Source organism: Hwangdonia seohaensis (assembly GCF_031932625.1).
Classification (GTDB): Bacteria; Bacteroidota; Bacteroidia; order Flavobacteriales; family Flavobacteriaceae; genus Hwangdonia; species Hwangdonia seohaensis.
Window position 1 is genome coordinate 605325 of the sequence record NZ_JAVSCK010000002.1, and the last position, 21942, is coordinate 627266.

A 21942-nucleotide genomic window follows, 5' to 3' on the forward strand; every position below is an offset into this window, starting at 1 on the left:
TCCCACTATTTCGGGAGTGGTAACGCCCAAATAAATTAAACAGTTACGGCATACATTTTATTACGCAGTTCCTTTATTTTAGGATCTTGCATGTACTCATCAAAAGTGGTGTGCCTGTCTATAATGCCATTTGGTGTTAATTCCACTACCCTATTACCCACGGTTTGTGCAAACTCATGGTCATGCGTTGTAAACAATACGGTGCCTTTAAAGTTTTTAAGCGAATTGTTAAACGCCGTAATACTCTCTAAATCCAAATGGTTTGTGGGCTCATCGAGCATTAAAACATTAGCTCTGGTCATCATCATTTTACTAAGCATACAACGCACTTTTTCGCCTCCGGATAATACCGATGATTTTTTAAATGCCTCTTCGCCGCTAAAAATCATTTTACCCAAAAACCCTCGAATATTTACTTCTTCGCGCTCTTCTTCGGTTTGTGCCCATTGGCGTAACCAATCAATAAGTGTTAAATCGTTGTTGAAATATTCGCTGTTATCCAATGGTAAATAGGATTGCGTTGTGGTAACGCCCCATGCAAATTTACCGGCATCGGCCTTTTCTTTATTGTTTAATATTTGATAAAATGCCGTTGTAGCTCTGGAATCCCTTGAAAAAACAACCACTTTTTCGCCTTTATTCAAATTAAGGTCGATGTCTTTAAATAACACTTCGCCATCTGTAGATGCTGCTAAACCAGTAATATTTAGTATTTGATCGCCAGCTTCTCTATCGCGTTCAAAAATAATGGCTGGATAACGACGGCTTGTTCGTCTGATATCAGCTATATTCAGCTTTTCAATCATTTTCTTTCTGCTGGTGGCCTGTTTGCTTTTTGCAACATTGGCAGAAAAACGACGAATAAATTCTTCCAGTTCCTTTTTCTTTTCTTCAGCTTTTTTGTTTTGTTGCGCGTACTGTCTTGCGGCCAATTGAGACGACTCGTACCAAAAGGTGTAGTTTCCTGAATAATGATTTATTTTTCCGAAATCAATATCAGAAATATGGGTACAAACGGCATCCAAAAAGTGACGGTCGTGAGACACCACAATAACACAGTTTTCGTAATTCGCCAAGAAATTTTCCAACCAAGAAATGGTTTCGTAATCCAAGTCGTTGGTAGGCTCATCCATAATCAACACATCCGGGTTCCCAAAAAGTGCCTGTGCCAATAACACACGTACTTTTTGCTTTCCGTCTAAATCAGCCATTAAAGTATAGTGAAATTCTTCTTTAATACCCAAGTTTGATAGCATTGAAGCGGCATCACTATCGGCATTCCAACCATTCATTTCTTCAAATTGCACTTGAAGCTCTCCAATTTTCTCAGCATTTTCATCGGTATAATCCGCATATAATGCATCAATTTCAGTCTTTATTTTAAATAAGGGTTTGTTCCCCATTAAAACGGTTTCCAAAACGGTATGCTCATCATATAAATTATGGTTTTGCTCCAAAACCGACATACGCTTACCAGCCTCTAAAGACACGTGTCCGGATGTAGGATCCATCTTACCGGAAATAATCTTTAAAAAAGTGGATTTTCCAGAACCATTTGCGCCAATAATGCCATAGCAATTACCATTATTAAAGGTGGTATTTACTTCATCAAAAAGTACACGCTTCCCGAATTGCACTGATAAGTTAGAAACTGATAACATAGTTTGTATTTAATTTTTTGCAAAAGTATAAAATCTTAACCGTAAGACGAAACATACTTAACTTATTTTTAAACTGTAGTTGCCCATGTAAAATCCTTGTAGTATAATATTTAACAACGCCTTAACAGCAGTTTATAAATACAAGCTATATTTTTGTTACATATAGCATTTACGCTAAAATATTTTTTTCGAAGGGGACTATGAAATTCTATTATTATACACTGCTTATTGCAATCACACTACTGGGTTGTAAAAAAGATTACGCCAAAGATAATGGTGATTATGCTTTTTTTGGTGGTGAAATTATTAACGCAAACAATAATTATGTGGTGCTGTCAAAATCAAAACGTATTATAGATACGATTAAACTTGATGGCAATAACAGATTTATTTACAAAGTGGATAATTTACAACCGGGACTTTATAATTTTAAACATGGTGGCGAATTTCAAATGGTTTTATTAGAACCAAAAGACAGCATTATGTTTAGGCTAAACACCTTAGAGTTTGACGAATCGTTGGTTTACACTGGCGAAGGCGCCAAAAAGAACAACTATTTAATCAATGAGTTTTTAAGAAACGAAATAGAAGAAAAACAGATTTTTAAATTCTGCCAGTTAAATGCGGAAGACTATCAAAAAGAAATAGATTCCATAAAAGACAACAAATTAAAAAAACTTAAGAAATTTAAAAACAAGTACGACACATCGGATTTGTTTAACAAAATTGCACAGGCAAACATAGATTATAACTACTATTTTAATAAAGAAATATACCCGTTTGTACACTACGGCGGTAACAAAAATGATATTTTGGAATCTTTGCCAAAAGACTTTTACAGTTACAGAAAAAACATAGATTACAACGACGCGTTTCTAAAGGATTACTTTATTTACAGCACGTTTTTACGTTGGAACTTTAATAATATCGCGCTTAGCGAACATTATAAACACGCTGAAAAAAATCATTTTAAAAGCTCAGACGTTTGTTATAATTTAGACCGATTAGCGCTTATTGATAGCCTAGTAACTGATCATGAAATTAAAGAAGATTTACTGCATCATTACACCGTAAACTTTTTAAACAAAAGCAAGAATGAGAAAAACAACAATGCCATTCTTAATTTTTATATCAGTAAAAGTTCTAATGCTGAAGGCAAAGCAATGATTACCCAATATGCCAAGGCGTTGCATAACTTAAAAACCGGTGAAACCTTCCCTGAAACGGTGCTTATAGATACGAGAAACTCTGAAACCAGTGTTGATGCCATTATAAATTCGCCAACCGTAATTTGCTTTTGGTCGCAAACCTATTACGACCATTTTAAAGAGAGCCAGCATAAAATTTATGAGTTGAGCACGAAGTACCCAGAGGTAAAATTTATAGTTATTAATGTTGACAGTTACGGTATGGATTCCGCATTAAAAGCCTTAAAACGGAACAGCTTCACCTTTAAAAACCAGTACCAATTTAAGGACCCAAAAGCATCAAAAGAAGTTCTGGCCATTTACCCCATAACAAAAGCTTTTATAATTGATAAAGATCATAAAATAGTAAACAGCAAAACCAATATTTTTGCTAGAAATTTTGAAGAACAGCTTTTAGGTTTATTGAATAGGTAAAACTAAGTTTTTAAAACCTTTACGGTTTTTAATAAAGCTTACAGACTAAAATATATTGCAAACAAAAAGCCTCAACTTAAATTAGTTGAGGCTTTTTTATATCAGAAAAAACTAAAGTATTTTAGTTTCCTTTTTTGTAGTCTTCTAAAAATTTGGCTAAACCAATATCGGTTAACGGGTGCTTTAACAAACCTTCAATTGAGCTTAACGGACCTGTCATAACATCTGCACCTAATTTGGCACAATCGATAACGTGCATGGTGTGGCGCACCGAAGCTGCCAAAATTTGGGTCTCAAAATTATAGTTATCGTAAATATGTCTAATTTCTGAAATTAAGTTCAAACCATCGGTAGAAATATCATCCAAACGTCCAATAAATGGCGACACATAAGTAGCTCCAGCCTTTGCAGCCAATAAGGCTTGGCCAGGTGAAAACACTAAAGTCACATTGGTTTTTACGCCTTTTTCAGAGAAATATTTACAAGCCTTAACACCATCTTTAATCATGGGCAGTTTTATAACAATCTGCTCGTGCAATTCTGCCAAAGCTTCGCCTTCTCTAACCATCCCTTCAAAATCTGTCGAAATCACTTCGGCACTCACATCGCCATCAACAATATTGCAAATATCAACATAGTGCTTTAAAATATTGTCGTGTCCGGTAATACCTTCTTTAGCCATTAACGACGGATTTGTTGTTACCCCGTCAAGTACACCAAGGTCTTGTGCTTCTTTTATCTGATTTAGATTTGCTGTATCAATAAAAAATTTCATTCGTATAAATTTAGTTGTGCAATTTTTTTGCGAATTTACGATTAAATAAAAGCTTTGAACGAAGATTTACTTAAAATATATTAACAATTCAGAATATAACCGTTTAAGGGATTGTATGTAAAAAATCCTTTTGCTTTTTGCCAATAAAATCTTCTAAATTGCTCTGAATTTACCATTTTATAATGGCACTCGCCCAGGTAAATCCGCTACCAAATGCAGCCAGTACCACATTATCACCAGTTTTAATTTTGCCTTCTTCCCAAGCTTCGGTTAGGGCAATAATTACCGATGCTGCTGTGGTATTGCCATATTTTTGAATGTTATTAAAGACTTGATCATCACGTAACGCAAATTTCTTTTGAATGAATTGTGCAATGCGCAAATTGGCTTGATGCGGAATCAACATATCGATGTCCTCTTTTTGTAGGCCGTTTTTTTGCAAACCTTCCATAATAACCTCACTAAAACGAACCACGGCATGCTTAAAAACAAAGGTGCCATCCATATAGGGGAAATAAGACAAGTCTTCTTCTTCAGATTCTAAAATCTGCGGTACCCAATGCTTGATGCTTGGCGATTCCACAATAAGTTTATCGGCGTACTTCCCTTCGCTGTGCAGGTGTGTTGAAAGGATGCCTTTTGTTGTATCTTCTTCTCTCGACAGTACACAAGCGCCGGCGCCATCGCCAAAAATAACGGTAACACCGCGACCTCTTGTGGTTTTATCCAATCCATTGGAATGGTACTCTGCACCAACCACTAATATGTTTTTGTACATGCCCGTTTTAATAAATTGGTCGGCTACCGAAATGGCATATACAAAGCCCGAGCATTGGTTTCTAATATCAATGGCTCCTACGTTTTTTAATCCTAATATTTCTTGGATTTGTACACCACACCCCGGAAAATAATAATCGGGTGTCATGGTGGCAAACACGATAAAATCAATGTCATCATTGGTTAATCCCGAACGCTCAATGGCCACTTTAGAGGCTTTTGCGCCCATAATTGCCGAAGTATCGTCGGTTCCTTCTTTAATCCAGCGGCGTTCTTTTATACCTGTGCGTTCTTGAATCCACGCATCGTTGGTATCCATCATTTTTGATAAATCGTCATTAGTCACCACATGTTCAGGAAGATACTTTCCTAAACCTATTATTTTTGAATTGTACATATTAAAAAATCCTTTTTGTCATTCCCGTTAAGACGGGAATCGCTTTAATCGAAAAACCAAAGTACAAAATAATACCATCAATTTCCAAATATTAACAATATGGTATTTTTAAGCTGTTTTTTGGAATTTTCTTTTTCCAAATAAAAAGTTGTGTCAGTTTGTCATATTTTATCAATTGGCATTTTTGTTGACTATTAAAACAAAGTGAATTTAAACTAAAATTAATCAGATTCCCTCCTTTACTGAAACGAGTTCAGCACATGCGAGGGAATGACAAATAAATTATTATCATTATGACAAAAGGAAATATTAATGTTTCGGTAGAAAACATCTTCCCCCTCATTAAAAAATTCTTGTACAGCGATCACGAAATATTTTTACGTGAGCTAATTAGTAACGCTACGGATGCCACGCTAAAACTAAAGCATTTAACCAATATTGGCGATGCAAAAGTTGAATATGGCAATCCGCAAATTGAAGTTAAAATTGACAAAAAAGGCAAAAAACTTCATATTATAGACCAAGGTTTGGGTATGACGGCCGATGAAGTTGAAAAATACATCAATCAAGTTGCGTTTTCTGGAGCCGAGGAGTTTTTAGATAAATATAAAGATTCGGCTAAAGATGCCGGTATTATCGGTCATTTTGGTTTAGGTTTTTATTCCGCTTTTATGGTGGCCGAAAAAGTAGAAATCATCACAAAATCTTACAAAGATGAACCGGCAGCGCATTGGACCTGCGATGGCTCGCCAGAATTTACTTTGGTTGAAGCCGATAAAAAAGAACGAGGTACGGAAATCATTCTTCATATTACCGACGATGACAAAGAGTTTTTAGAGGAAGTACGTATTCGTGAGTTGTTGTTAAAGTACAACAAGTTTATGCCCGTTCCCATTAAATTTGGAACCAAAGAAATAAACGACCCCGACTTTACCCCTAAAACAACAAAAGACAAAGACGGTAAAGAAACCACCGAACCGCACAAGCAAATTACGGTTGACAACATTATTAACAACCCGAATCCTGCATGGACCAAGCAACCGGCAGATTTAAAGGATGAAGATTACAGCAATTTCTACCGCGAGTTGTACCCAATGCAATTTGAAGAGCCCTTGTTTAACATTCACTTAAATGTAGACTATCCGTTTAATTTAACCGGGATTTTATATTTCCCGAAAATGACGAACGATTTAAACATTCAAAAAGATAAAATTCAGCTGTACCAAAACCAGGTTTTTGTAACCGATAATGTTGAAGGTATTGTACCGGAATTTTTAACCATGTTGCGTGGTGTTATCGATTCGCCGGATATTCCGTTAAACGTTTCGCGTTCGTATTTACAAGCCGATGGTGCCGTTAAAAAGATTTCATCGTACATCACCAGAAAGGTTGCCGATAAATTAAAATCGTTGTTCAATAACAACCGTGAAGATTTTGAAGCCAAATGGAACGATATTAAAATCGTGATTGAATACGGTATGCTTTCCGAAGAAAAATTCTTTGAAAAAGCCGATGCCTTCGCGTTATATCCAACGGTTGATGGCACATACTATACGTACGAAGAACTGTTCAATAAGATTAAAGCAAAACAAACCGATAAAGACGATAAATTAGTTATCCTTTACGCTTCTAATAAAGACGAGCAGCACAGCTACATCGAGGCTGCAAAAGCCAAAGGCTACGAGGTATTGCTATTGGATTCGCCCATCGTATCGCATTTAATGCAAAAGCTGGAAACCTCGAAAGAGAATATTTCCTTTGCACGTGTTGATGCCGATCATATCGATAAAATAATTCAGAAAGACGAAACCAAGATTTCTAAGTTAGATGATGAGCAAACCAAAACATTAGATGCACTTTTAAAAGAAGTAATTCCTTCTGAAAAATTTGTGGTACAGTTAGAGCCTATGGATAGTGATGCGGCTCCGTTTATGATTACGCAACCCGAGTTTATGCGCCGAATGAAAGAAATGCAAGCCACAGGTGGCGGAGGCATGAACATGTTTGGCAGCATGCCGGAAATGTATAATTTGGTTGTAAATACCAACTCGCCATTAGTGGGAGACATTTTGGGTACCAAAACCAAAAAGAAACAAGAGCGTTTAATAAACCAAAGTTTGGATTTGGCGCGACTATCTCAAGGTTTGCTTAAAGGCGAAGAGCTTACCAACTTTATCAAGCGTAGTTACGATATGATAAAGTAAGTTGCCGTTATTGCGCCAGGACGCATTTTGCCTGCACTGAGCTAGTCGAAGTGTGGCAATCTCATACATTAAAACTATAAGCATTTTCGTTTACGCGAAAATTTATAGTAACCAAAACCACTTTGTGAAAACAGGGTGGTTTTTTTGTTGTAGTATTTTCTTGAATTTGTCAGAAAAAAAAGATAACTTCGTTTAACATTAGATATAAAACATTAAAACGATTTCATATCAAGTAGTTGTAAACCATACTCAAAAAACACTGCGAATGACATTAATAAGTCGATTAGTCTTCTTCAACGATGAAATGAAGACGGAAAAAAAATCGTCTGAACGAATTACAAAAAATGAAATTTCAATTGTAATTCCTGTAAAAGACAATCAAAAAGGAATTGATAACTATTTAACCAAGTTCTTTAAAACTCACTCGAAAATTGACTTTCCGAAAGAGATTATAATTGTAGACAACAATTCAAGTCCAAGAATTGAATTGAAAACTGAATTTATGAAATTCGGCTTACCGATTGAATTAATTGAGTGCAAAAAAGTTGGACCAGCTTCAGCCCGAAACAAAGGCGCAAAAATTGCGAAAGGAAAATGGTTGCTTTTTAATGACAGCGATTGTATCCCGACAAAGTCAATTATTAAAGGCTATTTAAAAGCTGATAATAATTCTGTGGCTTATGCTGGAAATATAAAATCATTAGATAATGACAAGCTCTCAAAATATTACGAGAGCCAAGAAATTTTAATTCCTTTAAAAACTTACGATGACAATGGCGATTTTGTTCCGCAATATTTAATCACAGCTAACTCGCTAATTTGGAAAAAAGCATTTGATGAAATTGGTGGATTTAATGAGCAAATTGCAATCGCAGGTGGCGAAGATGTTGATTTAGGCTTACGACTTTCACAAATCGGAAATTTGTCATACGCTTTCGATAGTATTGCAATCCACGACTTTTCAGATGGATTTGTGGGTTTCTACAAGAGATTTAAGAGATACGGACAAGGAAACAGAATTGTCGAAGAGTTATGGAATACCGATTTAAGTCCTACTCTATTCCGACCAAATGAAAGAACTTTTGCGAATGAGATTTTAGCGAAATTTCAGTATATTGGATTACGAATTGGATATAGAAAAGCCGACAAAATCGTGCGAAAGTACGGTTTACAACAACGCATATAAAAAATAGCGCAAGTCATAGCTAAAACAAAGGCTTGGGCACTTTTGCGAGGTCGCCAAATTTTTAAATTTGGCTTATTGAGAAAAGAAAAATAATAAGTAAAATTTAAAAATTCGGCTTTTGCTTAACCGAATAGTAACTGCGTTTTTTCCGCACTACTTTTCATATGCAAATCCGTTAAACGAACCCTCAAAAAACTTCTCAAAAAATCCCAAACAATTAAATTATCTTTGCAATTCTTAACACGACACCATGCGCATCGATATTATTACCGTTTTACCAGAATTACTTAAAAGTCCGTTTGAAGCCTCTATTTTAAAACGCGCTATTGAAGCTGGTTTGGTTGAAGTTCATTTTCATAACCTACGCGATTACACGTCAGACAACTACAAATCTATCGACGACACCCAATTTGGTGGCGGCGCAGGTATGGTGATGATGGTAGAGCCTATTGATAAATGCATTACCGCTTTAAAGGCAAAACGCAACTACGACGAGGTTATTTATATGACACCCGACGGCGAAACCTTAAACCAAAGCATCGCCAATCAACTCTCGTTAAAAGGAAACATTATTATTTTATGCGGCCATTATAAAGGTGTGGATCAACGTGTGCGCGACCATTTTATTACCCGCGAAATATCTATTGGCGATTACGTGCTGTCTGGTGGCGAATTGGGTGCTGCTGTACTTTGCGATGCCATTATAAGGTTGATTCCCGGGGTTTTGGGCAATGAGACTTCTGCCCTAACCGATTCGTTTCAAGATAACTTATTGGCGCCGCCCATTTACACCAAACCACGTGAGTACAAAGGCTGGAAAGTCCCCGAGCTTTTATTTAGCGGCAACTTACCGGAAATTGAAAAATGGCGCGAAGAACAAGCCTATTTACGCACTAAAGAACGCCGACCCGATTTACTGGACGACTAACTCAACGTGAGTTCAATATAATTAACTTTATTGAATGGTAATAATCAAGCATATACATGTCGTGTCAGCTTGAGCATTGGTTGAATTTATTGACAATTCTAATTCGAAAATGGGGTTTTTAAATCGAACTCACATTAACCTAAAATTAAACCTATGGAAAACATGGATACAATACAATGGCAATTTGCCATAGCTGGCTTTATTAATGGCTTGGTGCATTTAATTGTTCTTACAGCCTCAATAATTATCGTAGTAAAAAAACGCTCTGTGGCATCGTTATTATTACTTGTGGGAAGCCTTTTAAACAGTGTTGGTTTAGTTGGTGGTTTTGTTTATAATGCTTGGGCTGCACAAAAAGGAACCGAAGCCATATTGGATGCGCAGGTCACGCTCACCTTTTTTAATGCGTTCTCTTTTTTTGTTTTTGGACTCGGACTCTTTTTACTGGCCTTGGGTTTTTATAAGAAAAGCTGAATGTTTTTACGGCAAATTGGAAACAAAACTTACTTTAAATTTTTAAGAATAAAGTCTACGGTTTTGTTTGTATTGCTGTTTTCTGCGTAAGCATCGGTAATATGTTTTGCAGGAACGGCCAGCCCTTTTTCAATAAGCGATTCTATATCATCGGCATATTCCAACGACACTTTACCGGTTAACAGCAAGCTTAAATTTTTATTGGCGTGATAATAATCGTAAACCTTTTTTAGTCCGGTTAAATATAAATAATCCTTGGTAAAACCGCCTCCTCTGTGCGCCCTTACTGTAATATAATAGGCAGCTTCTTTTTCCAAATCATATTGATTATGGAGCAGTCTAAAAGTTTTTGAAAACGAATAGCCTTTAGACAAACTGTTTACCGCAATTACACGATATGCCAGCTCTTTTAAGCGGGTTACCGTTAAATTATTGCTCATATATTCGGCAAAAACAGCCAAACCTTCTTGGGTTTCTTCATTATTGGGAAAACCATGTGAAAATATTTTTAAGGGATGCAATAAACCATTCATGGTGGTTACCATGTGCACGCCAATTTCATGATTGGTAAGTACCGCAATTTCGTTATCGGAGTACACGTGATTTGTATTCAACACCAAGGTTTTGGCATTGTTCGATACCATGGCTATGGCTGAAATTTTATCGGAATGTTTTATATGATATGTAAAATCGTATTGCTCAGAATAGGCTCTAAAAAAAGACTCTGCTTCTTTGGCATTGTATTTTGGTGCAAATGCTTGTGAATCTAAATCTTCATCTTCAAAATGAAGAATATATTTCGCATTTTCAACATCAATTTCAGTGGGTGTTCCAAAACAATGCAAACTATTGTAATAAAACTTTTTACCGCTGCCAATGGTCTCGATGCATTTAATTAGGCCAGAATAGGTGTAGATTATATCTTCATAGAGGTTTTTAATACGCTCGTCTTCAATCAGTTCAATCTGCTGCTTAAATAATTTTCGGTGCAGTTTAAATCGGTCAAAATTAATGTCTGGATATTTAAAAACAGGTTGGGTTAAGTATTTCGATGAAAAAAAACGTGCTTTTTCTTCCTCAATATTAGTTGGGTTTACAAAGCTAAGCAGTTCAATTTGCTTAACAAGCGCATCAATGCTTTTATCGATTTCCAAAAGTGGTTTTGTAATTACGGTGTCAGTCTTCATATAAAAATTCCAATCATTTAAAGGTATTGTACGTGTTTGTGGCGTGTTTGGGTATGCGCCTTAGTAGTTCAATTTCCGTATGCCGTACGATTTCCGGATAAACAATATAATCATATTCGTGGCAATACACTTTGGCAATTTCGGTGGCCAAAACCAAGGTATTTTTAAAGTTGTTGGTTACATATTTTAAAAAATAGCCGTTACCCTGAAAAGTATCGTTAATTTTTGAAATGGACGGTATGCCATAAGGGAATTTTATTTCCGATAAACTTTGTCGCCAATTTTCAACAACCTCTCCAAAACGGTTATTATCGATATTCGAAGTGCCTAAATTCCATGTGGGCACCTCCCTTTCCCATCGTTTCCAGTTGTAACTGTGCATATCGTAAACGGTACAAAACCCGAATTTTGATTCTAAAACCGAAATTAAAGTATGTACCACTTTGTAAAAGTTGTTGTGTTTGCGTAGGCTTTTATCTTTCATGTCTTCGGACAGTGGTTTGTGCCACAGCTGTTTCCCCCAAGCGGTATCAAAAACGGCAGCTTCCGGCGCACGGTTTAAATCGTACTCAAAGCGCGAGTCGCAGCCCGCAATAACAATGGGATGCGATTTAACCATGTTTTTGGTCTCCGGATCTTCTTCGTACCAACGCTCGTATTCGGTGTGTATGCAATTGGGCCAAAGCTCTTTTCTAAACTGATGCCCATCGTGAATCGCCGCACAAGCATAAGGCACATATTTATCGATTTTTAGAGTAAACGAATAATCTGAAGACACGGCTTCAAACACCTCTTCATTTTTAATTTTGGCAATTATATCTTTAAGTGGAAGTTTTTGCATAATTTATTCTTTAACCAAAGTGCCCCATTCCGTCCACGAGCCATCGTAAACAGACATGTTTTTATACCCCGAAATTTCTGCGCCCAATGCTAAAACACAAGCTGTTATGCCCGAGCCACACGAAAATATTACCTTATCCCTTTCATTAATGACTTCTGAAAAAATATCCTGTAATTCCTTTTCGGATTTTAGCAAACCATCGTCGTTTAATAGATTTTTAAACGGGATGTTTTTTGAATTTGGAATCGTTCCCATTCGTAAGCCCACTCTGGGTTCGGGCTCTGCACAATTAAATCGGGCCGTAGAACGTGCATCGATTATTTTATGTGTTTTTTCTTTTGAAGCTTTACTAACATCCTCAAAAAATTGCATGGCTTTAGGCTGAAGTTTTGACACAAAATCACCGGTATTACCTGAATAATTTTTAAATGTTTCCGATGGAAATCCTGCTTTTAACCATGCCGGAAACCCACCATTTAAAACCGCCACATTGGAGTGTCCGAAAGCTTTAAACAACCACCAAACCCGTGCACTTGAATAGATGCCTTTATCATCTGAAATCACAATAGCGCTATTATTATTAATGCCCAAAGCCCTGGCTTCTTTTTGAAATTGTTCTACCGAGGGAAATGCACTTGGAAATGGATTCGAAACATCGCTGAATTTATTTTTTATATCAAAATAACGCGCCTTTGGAATTTGCGTTTGTGAAACATGAAACTCCTTATTAATCGTGCCGTCTAAAACAACAAGGTTTTCGGCATTCAAATTTTCATGAAGCCATGCCGCTGAAACAATGGGTGTTTTTAGATATATATTGGAATCCATTTTAATTGTTTTATGATAGAAAACTAAAAATTGAAACTGCGACCGTCAACTGCAAATTAATTAAGCGTCTTGCACTGTTTTACGCAATCGTGTACGTCTATCAAAAGCTTGAAGTTTATCAATCACTTTCATTTCTAAAAAATCGACAACCTTCTCCTCTATTTTCGTTTTAAGCTTGTACACTTTATTGATGTATGTTATGCCTCCGGGAGACATCACATTAACTTCAACCAGTTTTCCGCCAATCACATCAATGCCCACAAAAAACAGACCGTCGTTTACCAATTTAGGGCCAATTTGTTTGCACAGTGCTTTTTCGGCTTTGGTTAACGTATGCCTTTGCACGCTTCCGCCAGCAGAAACATTGGAACGGTGATCTTCTTTTCCCGGAACCCGTTTCATAGCGCCAACAGGTTCGCCGTTAAGCATTAAAATACGGATGTCGCCTTCATCGGCACCTTCAATATAATCTTGTAAAATCACGTAATTTGAAGAACCGTCGCCACTACTATTGATATAAAAATCCAATAGCGAGTTAATATTGCTCATCGCCGATTTTTCAATAAGAATAACGCCTGAACCTCCAAAACCGTTAAGTGGTTTTAATATCATTTTATCGGCGGCAGATTCTTTAATTTGCCTAATCAAGTAATTTTTATTTTTCGATACGTGGGTTGCCGGAATGATGTTGCTGTGCGCATCGCCAAAAGCAGCCGTGTATAGTTTATTGTTCGCTTCGCGCATACCTTGAAGCGAATTCATGATAAACACATCGTCTTTAACCGAATCTAAAAAGTTAAGCATGATGGGGTCTAACGGCGGATTTGCTCTAAAAAATATCACATCAAATCCTGCTAGCGGTAGCATTTCTTCGCGCAATTGGGCTTTATTATAAAACGATTTTAACGACGATGGCGTTTTGTCCATTCGATTTATAACGGTACAACTGGCATTGGTAACGCTGTTTCTAATGGTTAGATTTGCCGGTGTACACATGGCAACACCATGTTTGCGTTTTACACATTCTTTAATTAAAGCTAATGTGGTGTCGTTTTCTGGGTCAATATCTTCCCATGGGTACATTATAAAACAAATGTTCATTTTATTGGAGTTTTGACGGTTTGTCTAAAGTTAAAAAAATTAATTAGTAATCTACGGTTTAAAATTTACGAATCTAAATCAAAAGTTTCTGTCGGGTCTTTTAATTCTTTGTAATCCAACATGTTTTCACCATCTGCAATTATGGAGCAAACCGTAGCATCTCCGGTAACATTAACAACAGTTCTAAACATATCTAAAATGCGATCTACTGGAAAAATAATGGCAATCCAAGCAGGATTTAACCCCACTGAATCCAATACAATTATAAGCATAACCAAACCGGCACTAGGTACAGCTGCAGAACCAATTGAGGCTAGCGTTGCCGTTAAAACTACAGTTATCTGTTGTGCTATGGTTAAATCTATCATGTGTATTTGCGCTAAGAAAACTACAGCTATAGCTTGGTACAAGCTCGTTCCGTCCATATTAACAGTCGCACCAATTGGTAACACAAAACTGCTTATCTTTTTATTAACGCCTAAGTTTTGCTCAACACACTCCATAGTTACAGGTAACGTTGCTGCGCTACTAGACGTTGAAAATGCTAAAGTTTGAGCAGGACTCATTGATTTGAAAAAGCCAACATATGGAATTTTCTTAACAAACAATTTGAGAATCATAGGGTATACGACAAATATCATTAGTAATAATCCTGCTAAAACCGTGAGCGAATACCAACTAAGGCCTTTAAATATTTCAACAACCTTACCAATATCATCCCCTGCCATTTTACTTACAACCCCTGCTAACAAAGCAAATACAAAAAATGGCGCTGCTTGCATAACAACATCTACCATTTTTAGAAAAACCTCGTTAATTCCGTCCACAAGATTTAAAACAGGATCTGATTTATCATTAGGAATAAACAATAAACAAACACCAAAAAACACAGCGAAGAATATAATCTGTAACATTAACCCATTATTGGATAATGAATAAAAGAAGTTACTTGGAACAATGTCTACCAATGGCTGTAGTGGCGTTGTTTCTTTTTTCTTTTTTACTATCTCCAATTTATCGGATACAGCCGCTTCTTGAAGTTCGCTTTTTGTTAGTTCCGAAATCTCTTGGGCACGTTCAAAAAAATCTTCTTTTTGTAAATAATTGATGCCATCTTTAATTTCGTAACCTTGGGAATCTGCCCAAATCTCATAACTTATCCTGTTATCAATTCTACTTTCTTCATCAATAAGTTTTCCTGGTTTTATAATATTTACCAAAACCAAACCCAATGTAACTGCCAATAACGTTGTGAGAAGATAAATCCCTAGGGTCTTTCCTCCCATTCTTCCCAAACTTGAAGGGTCGCCAATATTTGCTACGCCACTTATAATAGAAAATAAAACCAATGGTACCGCAATGAGTTTTAATAAATTAATAAAAATGGTTCCAAAGGGGTCTATCCAATTAATAGTAAATGCACTCCAACCCATGGTGCTCGATAATAAAGCCCAAATGATTCCTAAAACCATTCCTATAATAATCTTCCAATGCAGCGCGAGTTTCTTCATAAGTTTTTTTCAGCCTCTTTAAGCAAGAGTTTTTTTAGATTCGTAATTCAAAATGGCTAACAATATAAGTATTTTTTGTGTGTAGCAACCATGGTTGGCTTTCAATTTTTGCCAAAAGAATAGCTTGTAACGCAGCGCTATGTTTTTGGGTCGCGCCTAAACACTTCAATCAAATTAAAAAGAACAATACAAAACACCACCCAAATGGCACCCGCAATAAATCCGCCCAATATATCCGAAGGAAAATGAACACCTAGGTAAATACGGCTGATCCCGATGCTTAAAATCAGCAAGGTTAACATAAAAATAGCGGTGGATTTTATAAACCGGTTCATTTTAAACTTATAAAACAGATAGATTAAAAAACCATAAAAGGCCATGGCGCTCATGGCATGACCACTGGGATAGCTTAGTGTTTCAACCGAAACCATGTGTTCTATATCAGGCCTTGCCCTATTTATAAAACGTTTTAATACCAAGTTTGAAAGCGCCGATAAAAACAATACCACAGAAATTTGAACCACATATTTTTTTCGTTTAAAAATAACTAAGGACAAAAAAATACTAATGGCAAGTACGGTTGCATAACCATAAATATCGCCCACATGGGTTACAAACACAAAATAATTTGTTAAGGCTGATGACCGAAACGAAATGATATAATCGGTAACTCTAGTATCGTATTCGGCAAGCACGTCTGTGGTAAGAGTTTCGGTGAGCTCTATAAATAAATTGATACCCACAACTACAAAAAACAAGGCTAATAAAAGGGCAATAACATATGGTAAGGTAACATTGTATTTGCCCAACTTATTTATTAAGAAGGTTCTTATTTTTTTTATAAATGTTATTAAAATTTTAATCATATTGTTTAAAAAAAATTAAGGTAGTAAATTTTATGGATTACATAATAGGCATCAAACCGATTTTTAATTAATGGATGGCCCCACTTCAACAAGCTCAGTGTAGGCTAAATGCGTCCTCGAAATAGCGTTTGAAACTACTCAATTTTTATAGCATCAATAATTCCCATTAAACGATGGGTTTCGGTAAGAGCAACAATTATTTTTTGATAGTGTAAAATATCTTCAAAAGTTAGGGTGCGCCCTTGCCTGTCCTTTAACCATTTTTGTGCAGGGTGGTTACCGCCAATGTACAACTCCCAAGCGATTTGTGGCACCTTGTCAAAATATTGAGTATCGTTTATCCAGACTTTGCCGGCCACGTCATTGTGAGGCGCTTGCGACGTAGCAATGACGTTTGGCTCGAACCCCATACTGTCTTTGGTCATTTTTCGGGTTACTACATTATCGCCATCAATGGGGTAACTGGTGATATAATTTTCGGTTTTTGGCGATTCCAGTAAATGCAATTGCCTTAGTTGGCCACCCCATTTTACCAATTCCCAAAAGGCATCGACATTTTTTGGATACGGCACTTTGGAATAATCTATTTTTAAAAATTCTTTGTATTTCTCCCTATAATTTTGGCTGTGCAACACGGCATAGTTATAATCCAAAATATCGATGGGTGCAAAACTGGTTTTGTAATCGTCGCGAAGCTCGGTGCTGTTGGCAAAACAAACGTTGCCATCGCTGTCTTTATCCGGCACAAAAGTTAAGTCTAGTTTTTTGGCTATTTGATTGACGATGCCTGTTTTTTCATTGCCATTATCAATTGAGGCAAAAATGCCCGACTGCAGTTTGTTGGTAATCAATTCAACGTACTCTCCTAAAGTCATATTGTGTTTTTGGCCGTCGTTTGCGTGAATTATTAATTGAATATCAAATATAAAGATATGTTTTTATTTTGCAGATAAAACGCCTCTGTGTTTTTTGTTTTGGGCGTTACCCCGACCCTTCGACTGCGCTCAGGGCAAGGGGTCGGGTTATTCGTTACAAGTCCGCGCTCGTACCTCGCTGTGGGCTTTCCACTGCTATCCCTAACGCGGAAACCCAAATACGTTAATATAATCGTCATAACGAGGAGCGCAATAACGTAGTTTTAAAAAGATACAGCCCTTCGACTGCGCTCAGGATAAATTGCAAGTGGGAAATAGCTTCTAAAAAAAGACTAACTGTAAATCTTATTTATTAAATAAAAATCGGCGATAACCAAAGCCGCCATGGCTTCAACAATGGGCACTGCTCTAGGCACCACACAGGGATCGTGTCGTCCTTTTCCGTGCATTTGCACTACTTTACCTTCTTTATCAATGGTTTCGTAGGCTTGGATAAGTGTGGCAACGGGCTTAAAAGCGACGTTAAAATAAATATCCATGCCGTTGCTGATACCTCCTTGAATACCACCGGAAAAATTGGTTTTTGTAGTGCCATCGGTATTAAATGCATCGTTGTGGTCGCTGCCGTACATGGTGCTACCGTGGAATCCGCTACCGTACTCAAAGCCTTTTACAGCGTTTATGGAGAGCATCGCTTTACCGAGTTCGGCATGCAATTTATCGAACACGGGTTCACCCAAACCAACGGGCACATTCTTGATAACACAGCTTACAATACCGCCAACGGTATCGCCTTTACTGCGCACCTCTTTAATGTATGTTTCCATTTTTGAAGCCATGGCTTCGTCTGGGCAACGCACCATGTTTGATTCGATTTTTGTTAAATCCAACTCAGTGTATTGTTTGTTGAGTTTCATGTTTCCAACCCCAGAAACATAAGCAGTAATTTCAATGCCTTTTAGCATTTGTTTTGCAATGGCACCGGCAACCACCCGACATGCTGTTTCGCGTGCCGAACTACGTCCGCCACCACGATAGTCTCTAAAACCGTATTTTTGGTCGTAGGTATAATCGGCATGACTAGGTCGGTAACTGTCTTTTATATGCGTGTAATCGTGCGATTTTTGGTTGGTGTTTTCAATAACAAAGCCAATGGAAGTTCCCGTGGTTTTACCTTCGAAAATACCGGAATGGAATTTTACCGTATCGGGTTCTTTACGTTGGGTTACAATGGCCGATTGCCCGGGCTTGCGCCTATCCAACTCGTTCTGAATGGCTTCTAAATCAAGCTCGATGCCAGACGGACAGCCGTCTATAACGCCACCCAAAGCGGGGCCGTGAGATTCACCGTAAGTTGTTAAGCTGAATAGTTTTCCGAAAGAGTTCCCTGCCATAGTAAAATTTTGATGCTAAAATAATTCTATTATTAGACATACGGAAATTGTTAACTGAAAATCGATGACCGAAGACTGAAGACTGTTGACCGAAGACTAAACAACGTTTCTTTTAAAGCGTTTATTGGGCGTATGGAATGCGTTATAAATCTTTACATCAAATCTAGAAAAAGCCCAATATAATTATGGTTTTGGCGTTACATTTGTAAATGTTAACTGAATATTAAAATGATCTATTTTTTACAATAGTCCGTATATTGATATTGAGACCTCTTTTTTAATGGTTAAATTTATAGTATAAATTATGATACGAATCTTACCTTTGCGTTCGATTTGAAACACATTAAATATTAATGAATAAAAACAAAACATTTAAACTTATGAAAAAATTATTTTTATTATCAGTTGCCGTATTGGGTTTTACATTTGCTGCAAGTGCACAAGAGATTTCAAACAATGCTATTGGGCTCCGTTTGGGCGATAGCGATGGCTTTGGTGCCGAAATATCGTATCAGCATGCTTTAGGCGATAACAATCGTTTAGAATTGGATTTGGGTTGGAGAGATGGCAAAAACTACGACGGTTTTAAACTGGCTGGTTTGTACCAATGGGTATGGAATTTAGATGGCGGGTTTAACTGGTATGCCGGTGCCGGTGGTGGTTTAGGGTCGTTTAGTGTTAACGTTCCAGGAGGAAACGACGCTACCGATACCTTTATTTTTGTTGCTGGAGATGTTGGTATTGAATATAATTTTGATATTCCTTTATTACTGTCGTTGGATTTTAGACCCGAAATTGGTTTTGGAAATGACAATTTTAACAACAATGATTTAGATTTTGATATTGCTTTAGGTATTCGTTATCAATTCTAAAATCACTATTTATATTTTTTGAAAAGCGCCTTTTTGGGCGCTTTTTTATTTGGTTTGTTTTAGAGCCAATCAATCCAAAGTGATTTGTATCTCATTTAAAATAATAATTAACGCATATAAGTTATACCCATTAATACATTAAAAAAAATAGATATATTACTTATTTAAAATAATTCATGGTAAGAATTATTTTACTGGCAACCTTATTTTTCCCCAACTTATGAATACACATCACTTCATACCCGAATCTATATATAACGAAGCAAAAACAGCATTGTCTTATTATCCAGATTTAATAGATATTAATATTGAAATTAAGTTTAAAAAGCATATTAAGAAATCGACAATGCAAGCCAGACCAAGTTTTGGTAGTTTTTTTAGAAGTAAAAAACACCGGAAATACTTGATACTAATTAGCGAAACTTTTAAAATATCAGACAAGGAATTTTTAACAAAACATATAGAATCTGATATTTTAATTGGATGGATTGGTCATGAACTGGGACACATTATGGATTATCAAAACCGAAGCAAATTAAATTTAATCGGTTTTGGTTTGAAATATTTGTTCTCTGAAAACTACATTGTTGAAGCAGAGCGTGCAGCCGACACTTATGCCGTTAACCATGGTATGGCAGATTATATTTTAAAAACAAAGGATTTTATATTAAACAACGCCGATATTTCCAACATTTATAAAAAACGCATAAAACGGTATTATTTATCTCCGGAAGAAATTATGGAGTTAGTTAACAATAGGAATGCCGAATTACAAAAGGTTAAGATTGATTAACAAAGTCTTCCCAATCTTTAAATTTATCTTCACCCATAACACGTTCCATTTTTACTTGTCCGCCTTTTTTCTTGTTGGCACCACTCCAATTGTAAAACACCTCTGGTGATACCACTTTTACCTTAACTCCTTTTAAAGCCTTGGAACGCGCAACTTTATAGTTTTTATTCGCGTCTTTTAAATAGGTATCTAAAGCTTGAGACAAATCGTTTTCATTCAAATCTTCCCTTTCGGATGCGAGGTACCAAAAATGATAAAACTCACCATCGTCTCCACGTTTGGCACATATAGTATATTCTGGAATTTTAGTAGAAAACTGTTCTTCTAAAAACTTCATCGCGTCATCCATTTTATTAACCGATAACTGCGAGCCTACCGTATTTAAGAAGAATTTTGTACGCCCCGTAATTTTTATTTCAGCCCGTTCAATATCGGTAAATTCGATGGTGTCGCCAATTATATAACGCCACGCACCGCTTACGGTACTTAGTATTAAAACGTAGTCTTGTTCCAATTTCACATCTTGCAAAGTAACCGATGGAGCGTCTTGTGTTAAGGATCCATCTTCATTTATATATTCTGGCTTAAACGGAACAAATTCAAAATAGATACCATTGTCTGTGTTTAATTGCATCGCATCGGTTTCTGGTCGCACTTGAGTGGCTATATAACCTTCTGAAGCTAAATAGGTATCAATAACCGTAACCGGTTTACCCATAAGCGCATGAAAGCTTTTTTCATATGGTCCGAAGGCGACACCGCCCGACGTGTATACTTGTAAATTGGGCCAAATTTGGTGAATATGATCTAATTTATGATAATCTATAACTTTTTCAAGCATAAGTTCAATCCATGATGGGATTCCGCTTAATGCGCCAATATCCCAGTCTTTAGCACGTTCTGCAATGCGCTGTACTCTAGTATCCCAATCATCAATTTTAGCAATATCTTCTCCGGGTTTATAATAGCTTCTAAACCAAAAAGGAATATTGCTGGCGCTAATACCGCTAATTTCTCCTTCCAAGCGGTTATTGCGTTCTTCTAAATCGGTAGAACTTCCCAACATCATCATTTCTTTTTCAAAAAAATCAGCTGGCAAATCAAAGTTACTCAATGCAAAAACCTGTTTTATTCCAGCCTGTCTGATAGCTTCAATCATAGCATCGGTAACCGGAATGCGTTTGCTTGTTTTTCCTGTGGTACCCGAGCTTAAAGCAAAATACGAAGGGTTATTTGGCCATGTTACATCTGTTTCTCCCTCGTGCAATTTATACCACCATTCATCATTTATTTTATTGTAATCGAAATAGGGAACTAAGTTTGAAAAGTTAGATTGAAAATCATCTGATTTTAAAATGGCATCAAATTTATAGTGCTTACCAAATTGTGTGTCTTTAGCCTTCGTTAAAAGCTGTTTTAATACCTCCTTTTGAGCTTCTTGATGATTAACCTCTGAAGACAAGGTGTCTTTTAAATCTATTACGCCTTTAATTATATTACCTAAAATTGCCATATTGTCTTTAATTTACTTCAAATATCAGCATTAAAAAGATAAAATTTTAACTCTTTTAAAGCAGGTGTTAACCCATTACATTTTGTACTTAATTCATTTGAAATATCAGAATTTTATTTATAAAATAAAGTGATTTA

The 21942-nt window shown here is 36.5% G+C and carries 19 protein-coding genes; 7 read left to right on the top strand and 12 right to left on the bottom strand.

The window, feature by feature from the left end:
* Positions 1-35: 35 nt before the first annotated feature.
* Complete coding sequence (locus tag RNZ47_RS07875; RefSeq protein WP_311938585.1) at positions 36-1661, bottom strand: ABC-F family ATP-binding cassette domain-containing protein; 1626 nt, start codon at positions 1659-1661, stop codon at positions 36-38.
* Positions 1662-1861: 200 nt separating this feature from the next.
* Between RNZ47_RS07875 and RNZ47_RS07880 the strand changes: the two genes are divergently transcribed.
* On the top strand, positions 1862-3283 hold the full coding sequence (locus tag RNZ47_RS07880) for a TlpA family protein disulfide reductase (RefSeq protein ID WP_311938587.1): 1422 nt from the start codon (positions 1862-1864) through the stop codon (positions 3281-3283).
* Between the two features lie 121 nt (positions 3284-3404).
* Here RNZ47_RS07880 and fsa read toward each other — a convergent pair whose 3' ends face one another.
* Both fsa and RNZ47_RS07890 read right to left on the bottom strand, forming a co-directional pair.
* Positions 3405-4058, bottom strand: coding sequence for a fructose-6-phosphate aldolase (gene fsa, locus RNZ47_RS07885; protein ID WP_311938589.1), 654 nt, complete (start codon positions 4056-4058; stop codon positions 3405-3407).
* A 169-nt stretch (positions 4059-4227) separates the two neighbouring features.
* Complete coding sequence (locus RNZ47_RS07890; RefSeq protein ID WP_311938591.1) at positions 4228-5232, bottom strand: 3-oxoacyl-ACP synthase III family protein; 1005 nt, start codon at positions 5230-5232, stop codon at positions 4228-4230.
* A 293-nt stretch (positions 5233-5525) separates the two neighbouring features.
* Between RNZ47_RS07890 and htpG the strand changes: the two genes are divergently transcribed.
* From htpG to RNZ47_RS07910, 4 genes are all read left to right on the top strand, one after another.
* On the top strand, positions 5526-7436 hold the full coding sequence (htpG, locus tag RNZ47_RS07895; RefSeq protein ID WP_311938593.1) for a molecular chaperone HtpG: 1911 nt from the start codon (positions 5526-5528) through the stop codon (positions 7434-7436).
* 265 nt (positions 7437-7701) lie between these two features.
* Positions 7702-8622, top strand: a complete 921-nt coding sequence (locus RNZ47_RS07900) for a glycosyltransferase (RefSeq protein WP_311938595.1) — start codon at positions 7702-7704, stop codon at positions 8620-8622.
* 250 nt (positions 8623-8872) lie between these two features.
* The gene (trmD, locus tag RNZ47_RS07905) at positions 8873-9550 is read left to right on the top strand and encodes a tRNA (guanosine(37)-N1)-methyltransferase TrmD (protein ID WP_311938597.1); all 678 of its coding nucleotides are present in this window, start codon (positions 8873-8875) and stop codon (positions 9548-9550) included.
* 162 nt (positions 9551-9712) lie between these two features.
* Positions 9713-10024, top strand: a complete 312-nt coding sequence (locus RNZ47_RS07910; protein ID WP_311938599.1) for a hypothetical protein — start codon at positions 9713-9715, stop codon at positions 10022-10024.
* Between the two features lie 29 nt (positions 10025-10053).
* Here RNZ47_RS07910 and RNZ47_RS07915 read toward each other — a convergent pair whose 3' ends face one another.
* From RNZ47_RS07915 to aroC, 8 genes are all read right to left on the bottom strand, one after another.
* Complete coding sequence (locus RNZ47_RS07915; RefSeq protein WP_311938601.1) at positions 10054-11211, bottom strand: peptidase MATCAP family protein; 1158 nt, start codon at positions 11209-11211, stop codon at positions 10054-10056.
* Between the two features lie 13 nt (positions 11212-11224).
* On the bottom strand, positions 11225-12052 hold the full coding sequence (locus RNZ47_RS07920; RefSeq protein ID WP_311938603.1) for an N-formylglutamate amidohydrolase: 828 nt from the start codon (positions 12050-12052) through the stop codon (positions 11225-11227).
* 3 nt (positions 12053-12055) lie between these two features.
* Positions 12056-12880 (bottom strand): sulfurtransferase, encoded by an 825-nt coding sequence (locus RNZ47_RS07925; protein WP_311938605.1) that lies wholly within the window; start codon positions 12878-12880, stop codon positions 12056-12058.
* Positions 12881-12940: 60 nt separating this feature from the next.
* Positions 12941-13981: a glutathione synthase gene (gene gshB / locus RNZ47_RS07930; protein ID WP_311938607.1), complete on the bottom strand. Its 1041-nt coding sequence runs from the start codon at positions 13979-13981 to the stop codon at positions 12941-12943.
* Between the two features lie 65 nt (positions 13982-14046).
* A complete protein-coding gene (locus RNZ47_RS07935) occupies positions 14047-15492 on the bottom strand; it encodes a dicarboxylate/amino acid:cation symporter (protein ID WP_311938609.1) in 1446 nt (481 codons plus the stop codon).
* A 137-nt stretch (positions 15493-15629) separates the two neighbouring features.
* Positions 15630-16358 carry a phosphatase PAP2 family protein gene (locus RNZ47_RS07940; protein ID WP_311938611.1) on the bottom strand — a complete coding sequence of 243 codons (729 nt, stop codon included), beginning with the start codon at positions 16356-16358 and terminating at the stop codon, positions 15630-15632.
* Positions 16359-16492: 134 nt separating this feature from the next.
* Positions 16493-17233: a type ISP restriction/modification enzyme gene (locus tag RNZ47_RS07945; RefSeq protein ID WP_311938613.1), complete on the bottom strand. Its 741-nt coding sequence runs from the start codon at positions 17231-17233 to the stop codon at positions 16493-16495.
* 332 nt (positions 17234-17565) lie between these two features.
* Entirely contained in the window at positions 17566-18627 is a 1062-nt protein-coding gene (gene aroC, locus RNZ47_RS07950; protein WP_311938615.1) for a chorismate synthase, read from the bottom strand.
* Positions 18628-19007: 380 nt separating this feature from the next.
* On the opposite strand from aroC, the gene RNZ47_RS07955 reads away from it, so the two are divergent.
* Both RNZ47_RS07955 and RNZ47_RS07960 read left to right on the top strand, forming a co-directional pair.
* A complete protein-coding gene (locus RNZ47_RS07955; RefSeq protein ID WP_311938617.1) occupies positions 19008-19499 on the top strand; it encodes a hypothetical protein in 492 nt (163 codons plus the stop codon).
* Between the two features lie 220 nt (positions 19500-19719).
* Positions 19720-20292: a hypothetical protein gene (locus RNZ47_RS07960; RefSeq protein ID WP_311938619.1), complete on the top strand. Its 573-nt coding sequence runs from the start codon at positions 19720-19722 to the stop codon at positions 20290-20292.
* Here RNZ47_RS07960 and RNZ47_RS07965 read toward each other — a convergent pair.
* Positions 20279-21805 carry a GH3 family acyl-acid amido synthetase gene (locus RNZ47_RS07965; RefSeq protein ID WP_311938621.1) on the bottom strand — a complete coding sequence of 509 codons (1527 nt, stop codon included), beginning with the start codon at positions 21803-21805 and terminating at the stop codon, positions 20279-20281. The two genes, RNZ47_RS07960 and RNZ47_RS07965, sit on opposite strands and share 14 nt — an antisense overlap.
* Positions 21806-21942 lie beyond the last annotated feature (137 nt).

What these genes read in the sequence shown, in the direction of transcription:
- RNZ47_RS07875 (WP_311938585.1), bottom strand. Translation starts at nt 1,661, where the DNA reads ATGTTATCAGTTTCTAACTTATCAGTGCAATTCGGGAAGCGTGTACTT.
- RNZ47_RS07880 (WP_311938587.1), top strand. Translation starts at nt 1,862, where the DNA reads ATGAAATTCTATTATTATACACTGCTTATTGCAATCACACTACTGGGT.
- fsa (WP_311938589.1), bottom strand. Translation starts at nt 4,058, where the DNA reads ATGAAATTTTTTATTGATACAGCAAATCTAAATCAGATAAAAGAAGCA.
- RNZ47_RS07890 (WP_311938591.1), bottom strand. Translation starts at nt 5,232, where the DNA reads ATGTACAATTCAAAAATAATAGGTTTAGGAAAGTATCTTCCTGAACAT.
- htpG (WP_311938593.1), top strand. Translation starts at nt 5,526, where the DNA reads ATGACAAAAGGAAATATTAATGTTTCGGTAGAAAACATCTTCCCCCTC.
- RNZ47_RS07900 (WP_311938595.1), top strand. Translation starts at nt 7,702, where the DNA reads ATGACATTAATAAGTCGATTAGTCTTCTTCAACGATGAAATGAAGACG.
- trmD (WP_311938597.1), top strand. Translation starts at nt 8,873, where the DNA reads ATGCGCATCGATATTATTACCGTTTTACCAGAATTACTTAAAAGTCCG.
- RNZ47_RS07910 (WP_311938599.1), top strand. Translation starts at nt 9,713, where the DNA reads ATGGATACAATACAATGGCAATTTGCCATAGCTGGCTTTATTAATGGC.
- RNZ47_RS07915 (WP_311938601.1), bottom strand. Translation starts at nt 11,211, where the DNA reads ATGAAGACTGACACCGTAATTACAAAACCACTTTTGGAAATCGATAAA.
- RNZ47_RS07920 (WP_311938603.1), bottom strand. Translation starts at nt 12,052, where the DNA reads ATGCAAAAACTTCCACTTAAAGATATAATTGCCAAAATTAAAAATGAA.
- RNZ47_RS07925 (WP_311938605.1), bottom strand. Translation starts at nt 12,880, where the DNA reads ATGGATTCCAATATATATCTAAAAACACCCATTGTTTCAGCGGCATGG.
- gshB (WP_311938607.1), bottom strand. Translation starts at nt 13,981, where the DNA reads ATGAACATTTGTTTTATAATGTACCCATGGGAAGATATTGACCCAGAA.
- RNZ47_RS07935 (WP_311938609.1), bottom strand. Translation starts at nt 15,492, where the DNA reads ATGAAGAAACTCGCGCTGCATTGGAAGATTATTATAGGAATGGTTTTA.
- RNZ47_RS07940 (WP_311938611.1), bottom strand. Translation starts at nt 16,358, where the DNA reads ATGATTAAAATTTTAATAACATTTATAAAAAAAATAAGAACCTTCTTA.
- RNZ47_RS07945 (WP_311938613.1), bottom strand. Translation starts at nt 17,233, where the DNA reads ATGACTTTAGGAGAGTACGTTGAATTGATTACCAACAAACTGCAGTCG.
- aroC (WP_311938615.1), bottom strand. Translation starts at nt 18,627, where the DNA reads ATGGCAGGGAACTCTTTCGGAAAACTATTCAGCTTAACAACTTACGGT.
- RNZ47_RS07955 (WP_311938617.1), top strand. Translation starts at nt 19,008, where the DNA reads ATGAAAAAATTATTTTTATTATCAGTTGCCGTATTGGGTTTTACATTT.
- RNZ47_RS07960 (WP_311938619.1), top strand. Translation starts at nt 19,720, where the DNA reads ATGAATACACATCACTTCATACCCGAATCTATATATAACGAAGCAAAA.
- RNZ47_RS07965 (WP_311938621.1), bottom strand. Translation starts at nt 21,805, where the DNA reads ATGGCAATTTTAGGTAATATAATTAAAGGCGTAATAGATTTAAAAGAC.